17 protein-coding genes are annotated in these 21,544 nt (G+C 59.8%); 12 read left to right on the forward strand and 5 right to left on the reverse strand.

Going from position 1 to position 21,544, the window contains the following annotated elements; genetic code table 11:
• Positions 1 to 29: 29 nt before the first annotated feature.
• Positions 30 to 1,259 (forward strand): phenylacetate--CoA ligase family protein, encoded by a 1,230-nt coding sequence (locus tag LPB73_RS15855; protein ID WP_231077467.1) that lies wholly within the window; start codon positions 30 to 32, stop codon positions 1,257 to 1,259.
• Between the two features lie 91 nt (positions 1,260 to 1,350).
• Positions 1,351 to 1,803 carry a GtrA family protein gene (locus LPB73_RS15860; RefSeq protein WP_089268162.1) on the forward strand — a complete coding sequence of 151 codons (453 nt, stop codon included), beginning with the start codon at positions 1,351 to 1,353 and terminating at the stop codon, positions 1,801 to 1,803.
• A gap of 13 nt (positions 1,804 to 1,816) precedes the next feature.
• Here the strand turns inward: LPB73_RS15860 and LPB73_RS15865 are convergent, their stop codons facing one another.
• Complete coding sequence (locus LPB73_RS15865) at positions 1,817 to 2,977, reverse strand: AGE family epimerase/isomerase (protein WP_231077468.1); 1,161 nt, start codon at positions 2,975 to 2,977, stop codon at positions 1,817 to 1,819.
• Positions 2,978 to 3,969: 992 nt separating this feature from the next.
• Between LPB73_RS15865 and LPB73_RS15870 the strand changes: the two genes are divergently transcribed.
• Entirely contained in the window at positions 3,970 to 4,758 is a 789-nt protein-coding gene (locus LPB73_RS15870; protein WP_231077469.1) for a class I SAM-dependent methyltransferase, read from the forward strand.
• Positions 4,710 to 5,147, forward strand: coding sequence for a GtrA family protein (locus LPB73_RS15875; RefSeq protein ID WP_231077470.1), 438 nt, complete (start codon positions 4,710 to 4,712; stop codon positions 5,145 to 5,147). The genes LPB73_RS15870 and LPB73_RS15875 overlap by 49 nt, the downstream gene beginning before the upstream one ends.
• Here the strand turns inward: LPB73_RS15875 and LPB73_RS15880 are convergent.
• From LPB73_RS15880 to LPB73_RS15890, 3 genes are all read right to left on the reverse strand, one after another.
• The gene (locus LPB73_RS15880) at positions 5,144 to 6,295 is read right to left on the reverse strand and encodes an alginate O-acetyltransferase AlgX-related protein (protein WP_231077471.1); all 1,152 of its coding nucleotides are present in this window, start codon (positions 6,293 to 6,295) and stop codon (positions 5,144 to 5,146) included. The genes LPB73_RS15875 and LPB73_RS15880 overlap by 4 nt on opposite strands.
• Before the next feature lie 8 nt (positions 6,296 to 6,303).
• A complete protein-coding gene (locus tag LPB73_RS15885; protein ID WP_231077472.1) occupies positions 6,304 to 7,728 on the reverse strand; it encodes an MBOAT family O-acyltransferase in 1,425 nt (474 codons plus the stop codon).
• 195 nt (positions 7,729 to 7,923) lie between these two features.
• Positions 7,924 to 9,942, reverse strand: coding sequence for a hypothetical protein (locus LPB73_RS15890; RefSeq protein WP_231077473.1), 2,019 nt, complete (start codon positions 9,940 to 9,942; stop codon positions 7,924 to 7,926).
• 372 nt (positions 9,943 to 10,314) lie between these two features.
• Between LPB73_RS15890 and LPB73_RS15895 the strand changes: the two genes are divergently transcribed.
• Both LPB73_RS15895 and LPB73_RS15900 read left to right on the forward strand, forming a co-directional pair.
• Complete coding sequence (locus LPB73_RS15895; protein ID WP_231077474.1) at positions 10,315 to 11,028, forward strand: class I SAM-dependent methyltransferase; 714 nt, start codon at positions 10,315 to 10,317, stop codon at positions 11,026 to 11,028.
• 6 nt (positions 11,029 to 11,034) lie between these two features.
• Positions 11,035 to 12,012, forward strand: coding sequence for a methionyl-tRNA formyltransferase (locus tag LPB73_RS15900; protein ID WP_231077475.1), 978 nt, complete (start codon positions 11,035 to 11,037; stop codon positions 12,010 to 12,012).
• A gap of 9 nt (positions 12,013 to 12,021) precedes the next feature.
• On the opposite strand, the gene rffA is transcribed toward LPB73_RS15900, so the two are convergent.
• A complete protein-coding gene (gene rffA, locus LPB73_RS15905; protein WP_231077476.1) occupies positions 12,022 to 13,158 on the reverse strand; it encodes a dTDP-4-amino-4,6-dideoxygalactose transaminase in 1,137 nt (378 codons plus the stop codon).
• Here rffA and LPB73_RS15910 point away from each other — a divergent pair.
• The 6 genes from LPB73_RS15910 to LPB73_RS15935 all read left to right on the forward strand — a co-directional run bounded on the left by LPB73_RS15910 (position 13,039) and on the right by LPB73_RS15935 (position 21,541).
• Positions 13,039 to 15,444, forward strand: coding sequence for a hypothetical protein (locus tag LPB73_RS15910; RefSeq protein WP_231081284.1), 2,406 nt, complete (start codon positions 13,039 to 13,041; stop codon positions 15,442 to 15,444). The two genes, rffA and LPB73_RS15910, sit on opposite strands and share 120 nt — an antisense overlap.
• Before the next feature lie 144 nt (positions 15,445 to 15,588).
• Positions 15,589 to 16,464 carry a class I SAM-dependent methyltransferase gene (locus tag LPB73_RS15915; protein WP_231077477.1) on the forward strand — a complete coding sequence of 292 codons (876 nt, stop codon included), beginning with the start codon at positions 15,589 to 15,591 and terminating at the stop codon, positions 16,462 to 16,464.
• Positions 16,465 to 16,522: 58 nt separating this feature from the next.
• Positions 16,523 to 17,461 carry a lysylphosphatidylglycerol synthase transmembrane domain-containing protein gene (locus LPB73_RS15920; RefSeq protein WP_231077478.1) on the forward strand — a complete coding sequence of 313 codons (939 nt, stop codon included), beginning with the start codon at positions 16,523 to 16,525 and terminating at the stop codon, positions 17,459 to 17,461.
• An 82-nt stretch (positions 17,462 to 17,543) separates the two neighbouring features.
• A complete protein-coding gene (locus tag LPB73_RS15925) occupies positions 17,544 to 18,602 on the forward strand; it encodes a glycosyltransferase family 2 protein (RefSeq protein ID WP_231077479.1) in 1,059 nt (352 codons plus the stop codon).
• Complete coding sequence (gene asnB, locus LPB73_RS15930; RefSeq protein WP_231077480.1) at positions 18,603 to 20,459, forward strand: asparagine synthase (glutamine-hydrolyzing); 1,857 nt, start codon at positions 18,603 to 18,605, stop codon at positions 20,457 to 20,459.
• 26 nt (positions 20,460 to 20,485) lie between these two features.
• The gene (locus LPB73_RS15935; RefSeq protein WP_231077481.1) at positions 20,486 to 21,541 is read left to right on the forward strand and encodes a glycosyltransferase; all 1,056 of its coding nucleotides are present in this window, start codon (positions 20,486 to 20,488) and stop codon (positions 21,539 to 21,541) included.
• Positions 21,542 to 21,544: the final 3 nt, after the last annotated feature.

The raw sequence follows: 21,544 nt of genomic DNA on the forward strand, positions 1-21,544 counted from the left end.
ACGACGCCAAACCACCAGGACACACCCAGATGCGCCACTTCGACACACTCGAAAATTGCGATCCGTCGCAGCGCCAGGCCAATCTGTTTTCGCGCCTGCCGGATGTACTGCGCCACGCGATGCAGGCACCCGCTTATGCGGAGCATCTCAACGGTATCGATCCCGCCGCCATTATCAACCGCGCGGCGCTGGCGCAATTGCCGGTGCTGCGCAAATCCGACCTGCCGGCCCTGCACAAGGCCAGCCCACCGTTCGGCGGTTTCGTGTCAGGCGCGACCGGCTCGTTTGGCCGGTTGTTCACCTCGCCCGGGCCCATTTTCGAGCCGGAGTCGAAACAGGCCGATCCCTGGCGCGGCGCGCGAGCGCTCTATGCCGCAGGTTTCCGCGCGGGCGACGTGGTGCTGAATACTTTCAGCTATCACGTGACCCCCGGCGGCTTCATCTTCGACGGCGCTGCGCGGGCGCTCGGCTGCGCCGTGATCCCTGCGGGTCCCGGCAATGTCGAGCAGCAGCTGGAATTGATCGAGGCTTATCGCCCATCAGCCTATAGCGGCACGCCGGATTTCCTGAAGATTCTGCTCGATGCCGGCAAGGCTACCCAGCGCGACATGTCATCCATCAAGCGCGCCATGGTGTCCGGCGCGGCCTTCCCACCCTCGCTGCAGGCCGAGATCGCATCGCGCGGTGTCGAGGCCTATCAGGCCTTCGCCACAGCTGATCTTGGTTTCATCGCCTATGAGAGCACCGCCCGGGACGGCCTGATCGTCAATGAGGACCTGATCCTGGAAATCGTGACCCCCGGGACCGGTGAACCCGTGGCCGAGGGCGATGTCGGCGAGATCGTGGTTACATCACTGGATCCACACCACCCGTGGATCCGGCTGGCACTCGGCGACCTGACGGCCGCCCTGCCCGGCCCCAGCACCTGCGGTCGCAGCAATATGCGCATCCGGGGCTGGATGGGCCGGGCCGACCAGGCCACCAAGGTCAAGGGCATGTTCGTGCGGCCCGAACAGGTCGCCGAAATCGGCAAGCGTCACCCGGAACTCGGCCGGCTACGGCTGGTGGTGTCCAGAGACGGTGAAAATGACGCCATGGTGCTGAAAGCCGAAGCGGCGGCGCCGGACAGCCCCGGGCTGCAGGAAGCCGTCACGGCCACGCTCCGGGCCGTCAGCAAGCTCGGTGGGGCCGTGGAGCTGGTGGCGCCGGCCTCGCTGCCCAATGACGGCAAGATCATCGCGGACGAGCGCGGGAACTGACCGCGCAGGACTGCCGCGGCGCATCATAAAAAGCCGGACTTCCCCGGGCGATCCTGCTATGCAGCCGCCCAGATCGAGGATGCCTGCTGCCGTGAGACTGATTTTACCACAAATTGTCGAGACTTGGCTGTCGCGCCCCACGGTGTCGAAGATCATCAGCTTCGGCGTGATCGGCCTCGGCAACACCCTCATCGATCTCGCCATCTTCACCCTCGCCTATCAGGTGCTGAAGCTGCCGCTGGTGCCTGCAAATGTCATAGCCTGGCTGGTGGCTGTATCGTGTTCCTACGTGATGAACACCATGATCACGTTCCGCGCCGAATCCGGCCGCGTGCTGCGACGGAAGGATTATCTCAGCTTCGTCGCCTCGGGTGTATTAGGCGTGATCGCGACCACCACCACGCTCGTGGTGCTGTCGCACTTCATGCCGGTCTATGCCGCCAAGCTTCTGGCCATTTTGGTCAGCTTCATCGTGAACTTCACGATGTCGCATTTCGTGGTGTTCCGGACCAAGCCGACGGATCCGAACGAAGCCATCCGATAGATCGCACAGCCCGTCAGGCGCCGAGCACCCGTTCGGCTTCAGCGACCGCGCATAGAATATGATAGAAGGATGACGCCGGGATCGTATCGACCAGCGAGCGTCCCTCACCGTCGAACTGATCGTACCAGCCGCCTTTGACGGAATGCTGCAGATAATATTTGTCCAGCCGCATCAGCGCCGCGCGTGCCTCGTCGGCAGCGCCTTCGACGCCAGACTCCGCCTGCGCGACCCACGCTTTGACAATCTCCGTTTGCGGCCAACAGCGCCGCGTTGCCTTGACGATATTGCCCTGGGCGTCGCCTTCGTCCACCAGACAACCGGTAGCGTCGCGATAGCGCAGCGCGGATTCGAGCAACGCGGCACGCTGCTTGCCGGTCGGGCAGCCGGTGATGCGCTCAAAGCCCTTGAGCAGCCAGACCCATTCGGCCTGATGGCCGGGCTCGACGCTGACCGGCTCGATCCGCGACCAGTCCTGTTCGAAATACTCGCCGAGCACGCCCTTTTTCGCATCGAACAGGTTCGACGTGAACAGACCGAAGAGATCGCCGGCCCGCGCCTGAAACGCCTGATCATGGGTCGCGTCGAAGGCCGCGATGAAGGCTTCCAGAAGATGCATCTGCGGATTCTGCCGACGCGGCATCGAAGCCGGCCCGCCCTCGAGATAACCACCGTCGGATGAGCGCAGTTGCGTATCGATGAACTGCAGCAATTTGTCGATCTCGGCGCGCACGCGCGCATCACGATCCAGCTGATACACGGTCGCGAGCGCGAGAAGGACGAAGGCATGATCGTAGGTGTCACGCAGCGGATTGAGCACCGAGCCATCGGGCGCGAGAATATGCACGAAGCCCGGCTTGCCATCCGGCGCCTTAGCTTTGGCCAGCATGTAATCGAGACCCTTACGCGCAATCTCGGCGCCGTCAGGATACCAGCCGAGCTGCGCAGCCTTGGCGAAGCAATAGATCTGGCGGGCCTGCACGCGGACACGGCGGGGGGCGACGATATCGGCGCACCCGTCTCGGTCAAGGCGTTCCACAAAACCGCCTGTCAGCGGATCGCAACCTTCGTGGGCCCATAGCGGAAGCGACTGCCCGATCATACGCGTCCTGAGCTGCGCGACGATGCTCACGGCATCCGCTTCGGTGCTCGGTAAGACGCTGGGAGCTTCGGGCATCGCATACCTATTGGATAGACTGGAGAATGGAGGATTCAGCCACACAACCATACTACGTCGAGGCTCGTTGCAAAGGTGGACTTTTTCAAACTTGACGCCTGTGACAGCACGATAATCCCTGATTGCTCCCCACTATCGACAAATTTGCAAGCGCTAGAAACAAACGCAGGGATGACCTTGTTCAACTGTGCAGCGACATTGACGATCGGATTGCGGAGAACCTGAAACACCGAGCCTCGGGAGGTTCCGATCAGAATGTATTAGATCGCTAAGGAGATCCCTGCATGCTTCGGCCGGCGACCAGCTCGTCTTCGCTGATTTTACAGGTGAGCGCTGACGGCCTGAAACGCGCAGCCACCCCGTTTCTGCGCCCAGTCCTCTACATGACATCATGAAGGCCGACGATCTCAAGCAGGCAGTTAGCGCGAATCAATGTGGCGCTGCATTCAGTAGCGTCGGATGAGACCAAGAGACAAGGACGCTAAGGAACTGATTTCCTCATTTCGATGGATCAAGGCCTTCTCTATCCAAAAACACTTTCCACCTTCCACGGAAATGAAGGCGGGAACAAATACGGACGATACGGCCAAGGCTACGTACGGGCTACCTTACGATGGTTTTGCGACGAGCCGTTCGATAAGTGGGGCGGGAATGACCTAATCTTGAGGCCGGGCTGGGTCAACGCCCCGGAAACTGATACAACCTGCTGGACTTCTGCTCGGTGTGATTGTGATGCGTGTCCCCGATGGTGTGGGCGGCTATTCCCATTCTGCACGTCAGGCGATCCGCAATGCCGAATTCAGGTGTTCGAAAGCTGACATGCCCCCCGCCCCGAATATTTGCAGCGTTCCGGCCGACACGAAAAGCGTCTCACCAGATGCCTGATAGACATCCTCCGGTCGACGGACCGTGCAGTAGCGGGTATCGCCTTTCCACGTAGCAAGGCGCGTCGTAAGGTGGGCTAAAGCGCTGTTCGAATGGAAAACTTGTAAATGTTAGCCGATTTTCTACGCGAGCCTCTGCTCGACAAAATCGATGTAGATTCGACCGACCGCATGACGGCCCATGAGGCGATTCTAAACAAAAAACCGATGATCCGGGAGGTGTTTACCGAGATCCATGGCTTGATGTGGAAACTGAGCCGACAGCTCCTCGAGGGCAATGGTCAGGACATCGAAATCGGCGCTGGCGTTTATCCAATCAAGCGCAGTTATCCATCGGTTCTGGCAACCGACGTAGTTCCGTCCACCAGCATCGACCGCGTCATGGACGCTCAGGCCATGGACGTGGCGGACGGGTCGGTCAGAACCATCTTCGGGCAGCACTGTTTTCATCATCTGCCGCAACCGGAGAAGTTCTTTTCGGAGCTAGACCGCGTGTTGGTCCCGGGCGGCGGCGCCGTGCTGGTCGAGCCTTATTGGAGCCCAGTTGCGTCGGTATTGTACAAGCGGCTGTTCGCTTCCGAGGGGTTCGATAAAAACAGTCCAAACTGGGACAGTCAGGCCTCTGGAGCCATGTCCGACGCAAACCAGGCACTAAGCTACGTTGTCTTCGAGCGCGACCGCGCCCGCTACGATAGACTGTTCCCATCCTTGCCCATCGTTCACCAGGCGCCGCTTGGAAACTACATGAGATACCTGTTGTCCGGCGGGCTTAACTTCCGGCAGTTGCTTCCCGACGCTTTGACTTCCGTCATCAAGGGCGTGGAAGGCGGGCTTTCGCCTTTCAATCGATGGGTCGCGCTCCACCACGTGATCGTCATCAGGAAGTCAAGGGATTGAGGCGCCCGGCGATCTACATTCTGGTCCAATGCATCGCCTATGGCATCGACATTGGATCATTTTATGTTCTGACTCACAGCATTTGCCCGGATGTCCTAGTCGCCAATGTCCTGGGAAAGGCTTTGGCAGGTACGTTCGCTTTCATTGCGCACCGATATGTCACCTTTTTCGCGCTGCAGCGCGAATCCATCCTGCTTCAGATCGCGAAATATACGGCAGCAATTATCGCCAACAGCATCCTCGCCTCGTTCCTGCTGCTGATGATCAACATGGTTTTGCCAAACGTGCTGATCTCGAAGCTGATATCGGACGTGATCTCCGTCGGCCTATCGTTCTTCATCGCCAAGAGTTTTGTGTTTCGTCCGCGCCGAACCGAAACGAATCCCTAGCGAGGCGGCTCCCGTTTCCGCAATATCTCAACCGCCTTGGCCACATCGTCGACATCGGCGAAAGCGTTCATAGCGCCGAGCTGGACTTCGATGAATTCGATAAGCATCCACCGCGCATCCACAGGAAGATTCGCAGCGATCACGCTCAGCTTGACGCCATCGTTCCAGCGAATGCGGGCCGTCGAGACAAATGGTGACTGCAGACCTGCCCGGATCATGCCGTCGAGAAAGCTGTCGCCGACGAAAATAGCGGGAGGCAGGAAGCCCGAAGCGCCGGGTGTCGTCGCGGTCAGCGATTCGAACAGCCCGACATGGGACTGCTGCTTGAGATCAGGCCCCCATCTGTAGTTCGGCTTCACCATCAGTGCATCTTCGGATGGCGGCAGAAACAGCGGCATAAAGGATGCGATGCCGCCGCTCAGCGGCATGGTTTGTATTTCAAGCGGGTGAGACCATGCCGATTTCGGAAAATCTTCCCTGACGCTCATGGCGTCCACGGCGGCCTTTGCCACCAGAAATGCTGCCGGATCGTTCCAGTGAAAATCGGTCTTATGAAACACAGGACGTGCCGACATCGCCGCCCGCAATATCGCGAAACTGTCGATGAATTTTACGTTCGGCAGCGCACGAAGCTTCGCGACCAGATGATCGATACGCGGCTGGGCAGGCCGGCGCAGTGCGGCCGCTGGAAGCTTGTCCCCATAGAAGCGATCGCTCATCATGTTGACGATGAGGATCGTGTGAATTCCAGCCTGCTCCAGCGCGTCGCTGAAGTCCCGCATACCGCGCACGATCCGCTCCTCCGCCGGGCCGCTGAGAAGCGCCTCGACCACGGGCGGCTCGACATTCACCGTCGACCGATAGAACAACCAGCCATCCTTGCCGACGAGCACACGGTCAGACGTTCCGAACAGATTGTAGTCGATCTGCGTCTTGAGGCGGATCAACAGTGGCCGCAGGCCGAAATGATCGTTGAACCACTCATTCGCCACGCGTGGAATGCGTTCCAGCGGGGTCGCTGTGCTTGGCGCGGTCGCAAGACTACGGTTCTCGCTGACAGGCGCCACCGGAACGATGCCAGTGGTCATCTGCAGCAAGGGCAGGAAGATCAGCACGGCGAAGATCAGGACGAAGATACGGGCGCGCATGATCGATTTCAGAACCGAAAATAGATAAACGGATTGAAACCGTTGGTCGCCACCAGCGCGGCGGAATAGACGAACAGCGCGAGCGTTCCCACCTGCCGCAGCAGGCGGGTCGGGCCATCACCGAGTGTAACCACGCCCGGCATACGGAGTACATATCCTGCAGGCCAAAGAGCAATGATCCAGCCGATCGCAAAGAACAACAGCTTGTCGGGAGACAGCACGATAGCCAGATCGAACATGGCATCGGGCGAGCCGAACCCGGCCATGGCCTTGAGGAAGGCGACAGCCTGACCAAGCGTCGCCGCACGAAAGAATACCCATCCGACGATTACTAGCAGCAAGGTCAGCGCCCAGCTCACAACCGGCGGCAGACGCGCCATCAGAGCGCCTCCCCTGGCGCGTTCGGCAACCAGCAGCGCGCCGTGATAGAGCCCCCACAATATGAACGTGTAGGCGGCACCATGCCACAGCCCGCACAGGAAGAACACGACGACAAGATTGAAATAGGTTCGGCCATGCCCCTCACGATTTCCACCAAGGGGAATGTAGACATAATCACGGAACCAGCGTGACAGCGTCATGTGCCACCGACGCCAGAATTCGGTGATGCTGAGCGAGCGATAGGGCTGATTGAAATTCTCGGGAAACCGGAATCCGAGCGCTTTGCCGAGGCCGATGGCCATGTCCGAATAGCCCGAGAAATCGAAAAATATCTGCAGGGTATAGGCCAGCGCGCCGACCCAGGCGGCCGTCATGGTCAACTGGCCGGGGGCAAGATGAAAGACGCTATCCGCCACTACGCCCATGCTGTCGGCGATGATGATCTTCTTGGCGAGGCCGATGCAGAAGCGAAGAATCCCCTGCTCCACATCGTCCATCGCAACGGGACGATTGATGATGGTGCGCTCGACCTCACGATAACGCACGATCGGTCCAGCAACGAGCTGTGGGAAGAGCGTGTGATACATTCCGAAATCGACGATGGTGCGCGCCGACCGGCATTCGCGACGGTAGATGTCTATGATGTAAGACAGCCCCTGAAACGTGAAGAATGAGATGCCCGCCGGAAGCGCGATATCGGCGAGCGAAAATGAACCGCCGATCCCGGCAAGTCCGCGCACGTCATTCGCGGAGGAGATTAAGAAGTTCCAATACTTGTAGTAAAGTAACGGGATCAGATTCAGCACGATGCCGATCACGAGCAGCAACGCGGCTTGCGCCCGCGACGATCGTCCCTCGATCAGCAAGCCGATGCCGTAATTCACCATGATCGACGCGATCAGAACCCACGTTGCGAGGCCGCCATCGATGCTGTAAAAAGCCAGGCTCGCCAGCATGAGCCAGCCGTTTCGCCACGCCGACGGCAGCACGTAGTAGCAAGCGAAAAATACCGGCATGAAGGCAAAGATGAAGCCGGGCGAACTGAAGGACATTGAGCGCGACTTGTCTCGTTGCGACGATGGGGTGAGGAAAATAACCTTGCCACTATGAATTTCCGCATATCACGCGGCAGGGATCGAAGCAATTGATCGGCCTTACAACCCCACGGTTCCAAACAAAGTGGGAGGACTTCGCGACTCGTTATGAACAAGCTGTTGAAACCTAGCGGATCAGCCCCCGTTCGACCTCTACTGAGGCCAGACGAAACGGTAGCCGGCGGACTTCAAACGATCGCCGCGGAACACCCACGCCATGGCGAACCCGCGATAACCGACGACGAAATCCGGCGATATCTCCGGAAGCGTTTGCAGCAGTCCGCCCGCGACAAGCTGGCGGTTGATGACATAGTACGTGTCAGCGCCGGCCGGCCAGGCATCGCCCGTCACATACCCCCCACCGCTTTGATGAACCTGTACGCCCGGTTTCGGATACCATCGGGCATTGTAGACCGACCAGATGCCGACCTTGCCGCAATCGACGCCAGCGAGCTGGCCCTGTTTCCGGCATTCGTCATCGATCAGCTTGCCCGCCAGAATTGTCTCCTCCCCCCATCCGGTCCATGAGAAATTGAGGTGGCCTGGAGCCGGCGCGTCGGCCCCCGGATAGTTCACGGTGATCGGCCGAAACGCCGCATAAAGCGGCCGGAACGGCGCGACTTCGGCGATCATCAGGACCACGATGGCCGGCCACGCCATCCGTGCCCATCGTCGCGCCCGCACCACCGGCATCCACACCTCCACGATCCGCACGACCATCACGATGGCGGCCCACAGGATCGGCAGGTTGAGGTAGCGGTTGAAGGTCGGCGTGTTCATCAGCGCAAGAAGGCCCGGCGTCACGAGCGCAATGGCAAACATCAGGTCGAAGAACGGCGCCGCGCGCGGCCGCCATGCCAGCCTGAGCGCCGTCGCGCCCGCAGCCACTAGCAAGGCGGTCGGAAAGGCCGCGATGAAGACGCCATAGGCAAAGCCAACCGCGGCGAGACGATGGGCGACGGGGCCGACCGTGCTAAAATGCAGCTGCACGCCATTGATCGATCCAACCCTCATCGACGGATCGAGCGGCACCATTGGTGCAAAAAACGGGCTGACCAAATACAGGCCAGCGACGCCGGCCGCAAGAAGCACGCCCAATCCGGCAGGGAAAGAAAATGCGGAATGGCGCATGAACCAGGTAAGGCCAGCAACAAAGCGCGTTCGCGCCACGACCACCAAGGCAGCAACCACGGGCAGTAAAACCAACGTCAACGCTGTGGCCACCCAAGCATACCAGACTCGGACAGCGGGATCCGCGAGGGCATCGCCGATGCCGAACACGAACCGGAGCGGCGCGTAGATCCAGACGGTGAGCAATTCCATGAACAAAGGCAAGGTCCTCAACAGCACTGAAAGCGCCGGGTCGCCAATCAGACTGATAGCCGCAAGACCATAGGAAGCCAGGCTCACCGCAAGGGCCAGAACCATCGCTTTGAGAGTCGAGATTATCGCCGTTGTGACAGGATGCGACCGACTGGCGGCGCCTTCGATTACGCCGACCACGAAGCACAGCACCAGTAGGATCAGCGAGGCATTCAGCTTTTCCTGGGCCGCCAGCGCTGCGACCGTCAGTCCGATCCAAAAAAACTTGGGATTCGATTCGGCATGTCCCCGAGCAACAAACAGAACTGCCGCCGTGCTGCCGAACAGCGAGATCAGGTCGTAGTTCAACGTCTTGAGGGCCAGATTGTCGACCGGCAGCACATACAGCACGCCGATGAGGACCAAAGCGAGCAGCTGCCTTTCCGCCAATGACCATGACAGCAGCGCCTGGACATTCCAGATGATGCAGAAAATGAGCGCCATTCCCAGCAGCCAATGGACCCCCTTAAGCGAGGCGTCGATCGTTGCCGGCAACGCCGAGAGCGCCTGAAGTCCGCGTGTGATGGGAACCCAGATCAGATTCGCGGTATGGGAGGCGCCTTGCGCCCAATTGGAAGCGATATTTCGGTCGAGCGGATTGCGCAACACTTCGCCGAAAGCCGTCTCATCCAGCGTCATAAACTGGGTTACTTCGCTCACCGACAGCAGCAATGCGACGATTGCGACCACGCCGGAAATTAGGATTTCGGGCCTTCTCCACTCCTCCATATGCAGATCTGTCGTAAAATGGAGCCCTGCGTAAAGCCGCTTCGCTGCATAGATACCCGCAAAGATCACGGCAATCGTCATCGCAATTTCTGCGAGATTGATCTCAGTCAAAAATTTCATCAACCAGAACCGGTTAGAGCTAATTTGGCAGCATTGACCTGTGAAATCGGCTGGAGCCCGGTGACAGCCCGTGGCTCGATTGCAGGACAGTAGAGACCGTCAGAACATGACGGCAAAACCCTGATCTGTGGGACGATATCCTGCCGCCGTGATGGCGGTTGTTCTCATATCCATTTGTGTCATAACGTGCGAAAAGATGGGTGGCCAGTTCGCTGTGCTCAAATGAGAGTAATCATCGAGCCATCCCAGCAACGGGTTACGCCAAGCCCGCAGAATCAACACGTAAGGTCGGCGACACACAATCTCCGAGAGCATGGCAGGCGCGGAATAACGATGAATTTTAAGACCCGCTGGCACAAGGCCTGCTCCGAAACCATCGGCACCGACACATTCTGGCAAATAGCTGTTGACCACCGGTCGCTGGCCAATGAACTCATTCCTCTGATCAATACCTATACGAAAGGTGTCGTGCTTGATGCTGGCGCTGGACGAATGGCATGGCGTTCGCTGCTGCAACCTTTGGCGACGCACTATATGTCGACGGACTACACCGTCGAGCATGCCGAACTGACCTTTTGTGCCGATCTGCAAGGCGCGGTTCCGCTTAGGGATGAGACCATCGACACGGTTTTTTGCTGCTCTGTAATGGAACATACGCCGGAGCCATGGCGGGTGTTGCCCGAGCTTCACAGGATTCTGCGCCCGGGTGGTCACGTAATTCTTTCGGTTCCGTTCATGTATTACCTGCATGGCTGGCCCCACGACTACTTTCGCTTTACCCGCTTCGGGTTAACACGCTTGGCAGAGCAGGCCGGATTGCAGGTGGTGTTTCAGAGCAATGGCGGCGGCATCTTTCGTATGGCATGCCAAGCGGTCTCGATGGCAGTCACTGCCCTCCTCTGGACGCCAGCCGCACCATGGCTGTCAACACTTCCGGCCGGCGCCCTCTACCGGGTGGGCCGGTTTCTGGACCGTTTCGACGGAAACGGGTTATTCTCTCAGAACATCCACATGGTGTTGATGCGCCCGCAGACCTCGGAAATTTGAAATCGTGTGGAAATTGTCGGACAACCGTTAGCGCAGTTGGCAAACTCTTGCGATTGGCTGGCTGATTGCCTCGTGATTTTCGGGAACAGCGAAAGCAGGACCGTGACGACCATCTCACTGTTTGTCGCCGGCGCAAAAGGGTTCAATTTTCTCCGCCGCACGATCGAGGAATCGTCGATCGACGTGGTCTGCTCCTATCCAAGCAAAGGCACGCTCTGCAACGCGTACGATGAGATCAAGCGGCTGTGTCAGGATCACGACGTGGCGTTCGTGGACAAGCATGCTCTCGCGCCGTCATCCTATCAGGCATCACAGTTCGTCTTCTGCGTCGGCTGGCAGTTCTTGATCCACGAGATCGATCCGCGTTTCATCGTCTTCCACGATTCGCTGCTGCCGAGATACCGCGGCTTCGCGCCGACAGTCGCAGCCCTGATCGCAGGTGATGACAAGCTAGGCGTGTCTGCTTTCAGGCCGGAGCCCGGAGTCGATACCGGCGATATCCTTGATCAAGAACCGCTTCGTGTGACCTATCCGGTGACGGTTCGGGAGGTCTATGACAAGCTCGGCGGCGCCTATGCCGCTCTGGCGAAACGCTTGCTGGCTGCAGCCAGGACGGGGCCGCTGGTGGGTAGCGCGCAGGTCGAGGCTGACGCCACATATTCGATATGGCGTAGCGAAGAAGACTATACGATCGACTGGACTCAATCGGCGGCTGATATCCGCCGTTTCATCGACGCGCTCGGCTGGCCCTACCTTGGCGCGAAGACGCGCTATCAGGGCAATGAAATCAGGATCGAGCACGCGCAAGAGTTACCCGATCTGGCTTTCGTCAACCGTCAGCCGGGCAAAATATGGGCTATCGGACCGACAAGGCTGACGGCCGAAATCGTCTGCGGCCAGGGCATCCTGCGCATCGTGAGGGCGACACTCCCCGATCAAACGCAGCTACATTTCACCTCGCTCCGGCAAAGGCTCGGCGAGTGACTGGCGCTATCAGCGCGACAACATCCGCTTGACGGTATCGGCGACGACATCCACACCCTCGTCCAGGCCGATCCACAGCGGCAGGCGCACGAGGCGGGCGCTGAGATCGTCCGTGTGAACCAGCGCCCCATCGGTGCGGCCGAAACGCTGGCCAGCCGGTGCGCTGTGCAACGGGATATAGTGAAATACGGCGTTGATGCTTTCGGCGCGCAAGGCCGCGATCAGGGCGTCCCGCTTTGCCTGGTCCGGCAACAACAGATAGTAGATATGCCCGTTGAAGACGACGTCCTCGGGGACGTAGGGGCGACGAAGAACGCCTGCCTGCTCCAGTTCGGCAAAGTGTGCATGATAGCGGTTCCAAAGCGAGACGCGCCTTGCAGTCAGGTCCTGCGCGATTTCCATCTGCGACCAGAGGAAGGCACTGATAATGTCGCTGGGCAGATAGCTCGAACCCAGATCCACCCAAGTATATTTCTGGATTTCGCCGCGCGCGAAAGCCGTCCGGTTGGTGCCCTTTTCACGAATGATCTCGGCCTTCTCGACGATCGCCGGGTCGTTGATTAGCAGCGCGCCGCCCTCGCCCGAACTGATGTTTTTGGTCTCGTGAAAACTCAGGGCCGCTGTCTGTCCGATGGACCCCAGCGGCCGGCCGCGATAGCTGGACAAGATCGCCTGAGCGGCATCCTCGATCACCACGAGGCCGTGCCGAGCCGCAATGTCCATGATGGGATCCATGGCACAGGCGACACCGGCATAGTGCACGACCATGATCGCGCGGGTTCTGGGCGTGATCGCCGCCTCAATCAGACGCTCATCGAGATTCAGCGTGTCTTCGCGAATATCGACAAATATCGGTACGGCGCCGCGTAGCACGATGGCGTTCGCCGACGAACTAAAGGTGAACGAGGGCATGATGACCTCGTCGCCGGGCTTTAGGTCGGCCAGGATCGCCGCCATGTCCAGCGCCGATGTGCCTGAGGTGGTAAGAAGCGCGCGACGCACGCCAATGTGCTCCTCCAGCCATTCATGGCACAGACGGGTGAAGCGGCCATCACCCGACAAATGCTCCGCTCCGCAGACGTCGGTAAGGTATTTAATTGCGCGTGGACCAGCCAAGGGCCGGTTGAACGGGATCCGGTAAGCCATTTTGCCGACACCAACGCTGGGTTGAGAATGCCATGCTCAACATCCCTCGAAAATCGCGGGACCTTCGACATCGGCCAGACTTCAACTTTTGAATCGCGCGGACCATGTCGCAAACGCTCCATCATGGCTAGTGGAGAAAATCATTCGATCAGTCTGCGCGCCGGTGCGCAGTTGATTGACAGCCCCCCGGTCAGTCTCCCATACAAGGCCTGCTCATGGAGCGGCGGCTTGCAGCGTCTCCCGCCTGGGCGGACGTCACCAACGGATCCTGTGGGAAGCTCAACCATGGCGCGCGCAGCCATTTCGCGAACAGAGCCGCGCGCGACCGACGGCTATCTCCCAAGCTATGCCGAATTGGCCTTTCTGCTGGCGGCCAGCATCTTCGCGTTTATCTATTACGGAGATGCCTATCGCCTGGGCTTCGACTGGGGCGATATGGGTTCCTACGCGCAGTACGTCCGCGAGCTGACGCTCGGCGCCAAGTTCGGCGATGCCGTCGGATACGGCCCGCTGTGGTACTTCCTCGGTATCGGCGTGTTTCGCGTCTGGGGTGCTCATTTCGGCGCCATACTTGCGGTCTTTCAAATCGTCATCTTCGCCTCCGCCTGCTTGATCTGGCTCGCCGCACGAAAAGCGTCCGGCAGTGCCATCGCCGCTGGCATCGCATTTCTCTGCGTGCTCTGCGTACCGCCGTTCTATGCCTCGGCGATCCGCATGCTCAGCCTTGCGCTGTTCGCCTATCCGCTGATCTGCTTTGCAAGAGCGGAGAACGGACGGGAATTCTGGCCGCTGGCCGCAACGGCGGCCGCGATCGGCGTCAATTTCGCGTTGCGGCCGGATTTCGGTTACCTCTACACGGCGGCACTAGGAATCCTGCTGATGCTGCGCGCCTGGCAGACCCCGAGCGCGCCAGCGGCGCGTCTCGGTTATCTGCTGAAGATGATCGCTGTCAGCGCCGTGATTATTCTCTTGACGCTTTCGCCGGTCATTCTGCACGCGGCTTTCGATGGATATCTGCAGCCCTTTCTGGCCGACCTGTTGAGCTACCCCTGGCGTCTCTTGTTTTTCCTCAGCCACGCTGGTGGCATGGACGACGTCATCAAGGATTCCGGCAAGCAGACTGCATCGTTTCTCAAGATCCTGCCGCTCGGCGCACTCATCCATGGCACGCTTCCGCAACGCATCTTTTCTTTCCTGATCTATTCGAGTTCGGCGGTGCTGGTCGTTGTTGGATTGAACCTCGCCTGCCGTCTGGTGTTGGTGCCCGCGGCTGCCGCCGACAACCGGCTTCGGTTGTCGCTGCTGATGATCGCGGCCGTGCAATGGCCGGGTTTTGCATTGTTCAGGCCGGACTGGGTGCATTTCATCAGCTTCATGCACGCCTACACCATTCTGGTAGTCTGTGTGAGGCTCTGGCTGTCCCGCGACCTCACATCCACATCACCGGTCAGACGGTTGCTGAAGGCCGCCGCGGTGGTTGTCATTGCGGTCCAGATGGGCCTGTTTGTGGCATATGGCGTGTTTATCGACGACAGTGGCTGGGGCCCTAAGCAAGCGCAGCGCGATACCGTTTTTGCCGGTCGAAACGGCGTCCGCCAGTTCGTGTCCGCGGACCAGAAGCGGCTCTACACCGATATTTTCGAGCTGATCGAGCAGAATTCCAAGCCCGGAGACCGGATCGTCTGTGTGCCTTACTGCGCCGGCTTCGCCTTCATGACGGACCGACGGCTGCTGTTCAAGGAGCACTACGTCGATGACGGCACACCGCTCCTCTATCCGGGGTGGATCGATCGCGCCATCGCCCTGACGTTGGAGGTGCGGCCGCCGGTTGTGATCGTGCTCGACTGGGCACCAAACCACACCGAGATTTCTCGATTTGACGTCTGGGCTGCGCGATACATGGACTATATCAGGCGGACCTATGCCCGCTCCGTGTCCTTCGGCATGGGGACGGTCTGGATTCGCGATCCCGCGCCAGCCACCCCTGAACGACGTGAAGCGATCGTCGCGTATGGACCCGAGAAGGCGGCTATCGGCGTCCCGTTCAATCGTCAGCCAAGTGGCGAATCGGCGATATGGACCAAACTATCCGCGCCGGCGGGGATCGGGGCAGCCATTTTGCTCGACGATCTCCCTCTCAAGACATTTGTTGATGGCACAGCCGTTTCAGCGCTGGTTCCTGCGGACCTGCTGATCGCAGAGGGGCGTCACTGGCTGAAGGTAGTCAATACAAATACCGGCTTGGTCACCAACGCCGTCCCTTTTGATGTCACTGCTGCGCCGTAGCGCCGTGCGGCATGATGGGGCGGCATCGTTGCGGCGGGAGCAGCCGAAAGCGAGCCGCTCAACCGGACAAAACCGTCCGTTATACATCGACAAGCCGCGCGGACCGGATTAATGAGCGCTGTTGATGTGAAGGATGTCCCCTAGATGGCTACGCCGGTTCCAGATATTTTCGTCAAGGATATCGAAAATTTCCTGACCGACACCCACGTCTCCGATTTCTGTAAGACCCCGATCGACCGCCTCGCGCGTGAGTTCGTCTCAGTCGAACGCAGCGCCGAGCAGGTCCGCGAGTTGAGCCGCTTTGCGTCCATTACCCCGGAATCCCGCGTGCTCGAAGTCGGCTCCGGCTTCGGCACGTTTGTCTATTACTGCCGCACCAACAATGTTTGCGACTGTCACGGCATCGAGCCCGGATTGCCACCCTACGCCGCCACGCTAGATATCTCGCGACGGCTTCTGGCTTCGGCCGGCATAACAGGCTCGGTCATCGAGGAAGGTATCGGTGAGTCCATGCCGTATGCGGACGCAAGTTTCGATGCGATCTATTCCGTCTCTTGTCTTGAGCACACCCAAGACCCCAAGGCCGTACTATCGGAGATCGCCCGTGTACTGAAGCCCGGCGGGGTCGCCGTCATCAACTTTCCTAATTATGGATCGTGGTGGGAGGGGCACTACAACTTCTTCATGCTACCGCATACGCCGAAATGGCTTTTCAAGATCATCGCCCGGTTGCGTGGCCGCTCGCCCGAATTCGCAGACACGCTGCAATTCATCACCCACGGTAAGCTGATGGCCTGGCTTTTGCCTCTCAGGAACAAGATCGAGGTCGTCTCGACTGGTCAGGAGATTTTTCGCGAGCGCATCAACAGTCTGCAGTTTTCGGAGTGGAACGGAGTCGGCACCGTGAAGCAAGGCGTTCGCCTACTGAAGCGTCTCCACCTCGATCAAGCCGTCATCAAACTCGGCATCAAGCTGCATTGGGAGACGCCGTTCGTGCTTGTGCTTCGGCGCAAGGCGTGAACCGACGGGGCCCGACGTCCGCGCCCTATCGCAGCAATTCAAATGACGGCGAAGACAGATGAGGTTCATCGGCAATCCGATCGTCAAGCTGCTTACGACCATAGCGCTGTTTGCGCTCATCAGCCTGAAAGTCGATGTGGCGGAAGCGGGGAAAAGGCTGCTCTCGCTGCCGCCGCTGCTTGCTGCAGCCATCACGGCGGTCTCGTTTTTCGCTTTGCTCGTGCAGGCTTACAAGACGAAGATACTCCTGACCGAACGATCAGTGGGCGCCATCCTGCGTGTCAGCATCATCTCCCAGATCTACAGCGTGGTTTTCCTCGGACAGGTGGGCGGTGATATCGCAAAAGCGGGCTACCTTCTGCGCTCGCCCGCCGAACTGCACCGGATCGTTGCCGCCGTCCTGTTCGACCGCATCACCGGGCTCGTCGGGCTTCTGATCCTCGGTATCGGCGGCTTGCTGCTCAATACGCAGCATCTCGATCCGGTCATAGCGCCGACACTGACGGCGGCGATGGCGATGCTGCTGGCAGCTCTGCTCGCAATATTCTGCCTCAACGAAACTAACGCTGACCGTCTACTCGGCTGGCTGCCAGCCGGCATCAGCCGCCAGTTCGGCGACACGATACGGGCCACCCGCGTATCCTCATCGACCCCGCGAATACTCATTGCGTCGGTCCTTATGGGACTCGCATTTCAAGGCGTGGTAGTCGCTAACTGCGCATGGCTGGGATCGGCCCTTGGAATCAACTTATCTTTGGCCACTTGGGCAGTCGTAATTTGCGTGATGTCCCTTGTCCTGCTGTTGCCGATCTCGATCGGAGGCATTGGACTGCGCGATGTCACCCTCGTAGGAATGCTCGGAGGTTTCGGCATCGCTACCGATCAGGCTCTTGCGCTGTCGCTCGCGCTGCTCGGGCTGCAACTCGCAATGGTCGTCGTGGGCGCTATCCTTATGTTGTTACCGACCAGCAAAGAGGTCGAACCGGAGCATCCGTAGAAAGGCTATGGCTGCCCCTGGAAGCCCCTGCGCTCGTCCTCCGCTTGCAATCACCCAGTCACTCTTCTAATAGCCTCTAATCATGCAAAACGTGCCCGTTTCTCCACGTGTAACTGCGGCCGGTTCGGAATCGCCGCTCCTGAATAAAGACGGACAGACCGGCTCCATGGTCTCAGTCGTCATCCCCATGTACGATGAAGCGGAGAGCGTGGACGCCCTGTGCGAGCAGCTGTCCGAGGCGCTGACGACAGCGCCGTGGCGCTGGGAAATCGTCTTCGTCAACGATGGCAGCAGCGACGAAACCGTCGCGAAGCTAACCGATCAGGTGCAACGTTTTCCCGAGAACTTCAGGCTTGTCGACCTGCAACGCAATTTCGGCCAGACCGCCGCCCTGATGGCAGGAATCGATCATGCTCGGGGCGACATCATCGTTCCGATGGATGGCGATTTGCAGAACGATCCACAGGATATTGTCCGACTGGTTGCCAAGATCGGCGAGGGCTTTGACGTTGTATCCGGCTGGCGGCGCAACCGTCAAGATGCAAGCTTTCGCCGGGTTCTCCCGAGCCGGATTGCCAACAAACTCATCTCCGTGATCTCCGGTGTCCATCTGCACGATTACGGTTGTTCGCTGAAGGCTTATCGTCGCGACGTGTTGTCGGGATTCCGGCTCTACGGCGAAATGCACCGCTTCGTGCCCATCTTCGCGCGATGGCAGGGTGCCAAGATCACCGAAATGGTGGTGAACCATCATCCACGCCGCTTTGGAACCTCGAAATACGGCCTCGAACGCATCTTCAAGGTGCTGCTCGACCTGCTGCTGGTCAAGTTCCTGACCCAGTATGATACCAAGCCGATCTATGTGTTCGGCGGCGTGGGCGCGCTGTTCTTTGCGCTAAGCGGCCTTGCCACCATCTACGCGGTATGGCTGAAGCTGTTCAGCAAGGTCTCCTTCATTCAGACGCCGCTGCCGCTGATGGCGATGTTCGGCGCCATGACCGGCATCATGTGCATCCTGCTGGGACTTCTGGCCGAGGTGCTGGTCCGGATCTATTTCGAGTCCCAGGGCAAGACGCAATACGCCGTCCGCAGCGTGATAGGCCAAAGCGGAGAGGCCCCGGACGGCAAGAGGACCGCCTGAATGTGCGGCATTGCCGGCTTCATCGGCCGCGGCGATGAGGCGTTGCTCACGGCTATGACCGATGCTCTGGCCCATCGCGGCCCGGACGGCGAAGGTCGCTTCATCGACCGCGACCATGCCGTGTATCTCGGCCACCGCCGTCTGGCCGTCATTGACATCGCGCTCGGCCAGCAGCCGATGTGGAACGAGGATGGTCTCGTCGGTGTCGTCTTCAACGGCATGATCTACAACCACGCCGCCTTGCGGACGGAGCTCGTGGCTCGCGGGCACGTGTTCCGCAGCGATCACAGCGACACCGAGGTGCTGGTGCATGGCTGGGAAGAATGGGGTCTCGATCTTCTCGAACGGCTGAACGGCATGTTCGCCTTCGCGCTTCTCGATCGGCGGACCTCGCGTCTCATTCTGGCGCGCGACCGGTTCGGCGAGAAGCCGCTGTTCTACGGGCATGGCCCCGGCGGAATCGTATTTGCATCCGAACTCTCGGCCATTCTCGCCCATCCCAGTCATTCGGCTGCCGCGATGGACCCCGCCTCCATTCGAAAATATCTCGCCTACGGCTTCTTCCCGGCCCCACTCACGCCCTACAAGGCCATCGCCAAGCTGCCGCAGGGGCATGCGCTCGAGATCGACATCAAGACCCAGCAGAGCCGGCTGCATCGCTACTGGCGCTTCGCCATCGAGGCTGATGCCGCGCCAGCAGGCAACCTCGACCGTTGGGCCGAGGAGCTCGACGGCCTGCTGACGAAGTCAGTGTCGTTGCGCCTCGACAGCGACAAGCCGCTCGGCATCTTTCTGTCCGGCGGCCTCGACAGCAGTACCATCCTCAGCCACGCGGCGCAGCTGCGCCCGCCGGAAAGCATCGAGAGCTTCGCCATCGGCTTCCACGAAGAAAGCTTCGACGAGTCGGTCTACGCCGCGCAGATGGCCCAGCATGTCGGCTCGCATCACCGGACCGAGATGTGTGATCTCGACACCGCCCGGGCGCTGCTGACCGAGCTGCCGTCCATTATCGACGAGCCGCTCGGCGACAGCTCGATCTTGCCGACCTATCTACTGTGCAAGTTCGCCCGTCGCCATGTCACCGTGGCCTTGTCCGGCGACGGCGGCGACGAATTGTTTGCCGGCTACGATCCCTTCAAGGTTCTCGCGAGGGCCCAGCTTTATCACCGCGCGGTGCCCCGCCCCGTCCACGCCGCCCTGGCCGCCCTGGCTGCGCGGATGCCGCCGTCCGACCGCAACATGAGCCTCGATTTCAAGCTCAACCGCGGCCTGCGCGGTCTCGGCCTACGGCCGGCGCTATGGAATCCGATCTGGCTCGGCCCCGCCTCCCCGTCCAATATCACGGAGCTGCTGGCAGAGCCGGTCGACGTTGAGGATCTGTACAGCGAAGCCATCACCGCCTGGGATAATTCTGCAAGTCTGGGTCTGGTCGACCGGACGCTCGAATTCTACACCAACTTCTATCTCGCCGACGACATCATGGTGAAAAGCGATCGCGCCAGCATGCGCAACAGCCTTGAAGTGCGGGCGCCGTTCCTCGACAACGATGTGGCCGATTTCGCGCGGCGGCTGCCGTCATCGGTCAAGCTGCGCGGCGGCGTGACGAAGTGGATTCTGCGGAAGTCGGCGGCGAAGCGCCTGCCGGCCAATCTGCTTGAGAGGCGCAAGAAAGGCTTCGGCATTCCGCTGGCGCGCTGGCTGCGCGATATGCCGAAAGACGTTCTTGGCCATGCACCGATGCTGGATAGGCGCACGCTCCAGCGCTTCTGGCAGGAGCATCATGACAGAAAGCGCGATCACCGCGGCGCGCTGTGGTGTGCGCTGACATTGCAACAGCGCCGCCCGCGTATCGCCTGACGCATCGAACCGGCCGGAGATTCATCTTGCAAAGAAACATTTGCTTTATTCTGGATCATCTAGGCGTTGGCGGCGTGCAGGAGTTCGTCCTGAATTACTGCAAGTTCGTGCGCAACGAAAGCCGCGTCACGATCGTGTCCATCTTCAGGAACGACATTTACGCCGAGCGCCTGCGGGCAGCCGGCGCCGAGGTCGTCTTCTTGACCGGGCGGCCGTACAGCTACGTCGCAGTTCTCGATCCGCGCTCGTTTCTGGCCTTCTTCAAATTCTATCGCAGAAATAGCGCACACTTCGATTTCATCCATTTGAAGCTGTTCGCAGCGTTTGCCTATGCGTCGATGATAAAGCTTTGGCAGTCGCCAAAAGTGAGCGCCGGGCTGGATTGCAACCGTAGTCAGCTTCCCTTCCCAATCCAGGCGCTGTTCTGGATCTTTGCGAGGCGCTACCAGCGTTTCTACCTCAATGTGCTGCTGTGGAACGATTACGCCGCCTTTGGCCTACATCCTCCCCGCCTGCGCGACCAAGTCTACCCAGTCACGCGCCGGCAAAGCGACGCCCCGAAGCTCTATCCTGCCACGTTCTCGTTCGTATCCGTGGGTCGCGGCATTGCCCAAAAGGGGCATGCCGAAGCGGTGGCATTGTTCGAACTGACGCGCGCGCAACTCGACGGCGATGCGTGTCTGGCAATCATCGGCGACGGCCCAGCCATCGATGTGCTGCAGACCGAATACGAGGCGCGGAGCGACGGCAGCATCGTGTTTCCGGGCTCGGTTCAAAATTACGACGACTGGCTGATCGGCGCCTCCGGCGTCATCCGCATGGCATTTGGGGAGGATACCAATTCGGTTATCCGGGAAGCCCTTCTGGCCGGAAAGCTGGTGGCCACCACCCTTGAGGGGCCCGGTTGCATCGACCTGGCCGACAGGGGTGCCGTCGTCGCCATCGACCGCGAAGATCTGCCCGGCAGCGCGGCCAGGCTGGCTGCTGCGGTCCAAAACATGACCCATGAGAAAAGCGCACAACTCCAGCAAATCGCAGAAACGCTATGGCCTCAAGCGGAAGCCTTTAGTGCGTATGATTAGGGT

It is taken from the genome of Tardiphaga sp. 37S4, assembly GCF_021044645.1.
In the GTDB taxonomy this organism is placed as follows: domain Bacteria; phylum Pseudomonadota; class Alphaproteobacteria; order Rhizobiales; family Xanthobacteraceae; genus Tardiphaga; species Tardiphaga robiniae.

Bases quoted from the DNA above. Each gene is read 5' to 3' on its own strand.
- LPB73_RS15855 (WP_231077467.1), top strand. From the start codon at position 30: ATGCGCCACTTCGACACACTCGAAAATTGCGATCCGTCGCAGCGCCAG.
- LPB73_RS15865 (WP_231077468.1), bottom strand. From the start codon at position 2,977: ATGCCCGAAGCTCCCAGCGTCTTACCGAGCACCGAAGCGGATGCCGTG.
- LPB73_RS15870 (WP_231077469.1), top strand. From the start codon at position 3,970: ATGTTAGCCGATTTTCTACGCGAGCCTCTGCTCGACAAAATCGATGTA.
- LPB73_RS15875 (WP_231077470.1), top strand. From the start codon at position 4,710: ATGGGTCGCGCTCCACCACGTGATCGTCATCAGGAAGTCAAGGGATTG.
- LPB73_RS15880 (WP_231077471.1), bottom strand. From the start codon at position 6,295: ATGCGCGCCCGTATCTTCGTCCTGATCTTCGCCGTGCTGATCTTCCTG.
- LPB73_RS15885 (WP_231077472.1), bottom strand. From the start codon at position 7,728: ATGTCCTTCAGTTCGCCCGGCTTCATCTTTGCCTTCATGCCGGTATTT.
- LPB73_RS15890 (WP_231077473.1), bottom strand. From the start codon at position 9,942: ATGACGATTGCCGTGATCTTTGCGGGTATCTATGCAGCGAAGCGGCTT.
- LPB73_RS15895 (WP_231077474.1), top strand. From the start codon at position 10,315: ATGAATTTTAAGACCCGCTGGCACAAGGCCTGCTCCGAAACCATCGGC.
- LPB73_RS15910 (WP_231081284.1), top strand. From the start codon at position 13,039: ATGGCACAGACGGGTGAAGCGGCCATCACCCGACAAATGCTCCGCTCC.
- rffA (WP_231077476.1), bottom strand. From the start codon at position 13,158: ATGGCTTACCGGATCCCGTTCAACCGGCCCTTGGCTGGTCCACGCGCA.
- LPB73_RS15915 (WP_231077477.1), top strand. From the start codon at position 15,589: ATGGCTACGCCGGTTCCAGATATTTTCGTCAAGGATATCGAAAATTTC.
- LPB73_RS15920 (WP_231077478.1), top strand. From the start codon at position 16,523: ATGAGGTTCATCGGCAATCCGATCGTCAAGCTGCTTACGACCATAGCG.
- LPB73_RS15925 (WP_231077479.1), top strand. From the start codon at position 17,544: ATGCAAAACGTGCCCGTTTCTCCACGTGTAACTGCGGCCGGTTCGGAA.
- asnB (WP_231077480.1), top strand. From the start codon at position 18,603: ATGTGCGGCATTGCCGGCTTCATCGGCCGCGGCGATGAGGCGTTGCTC.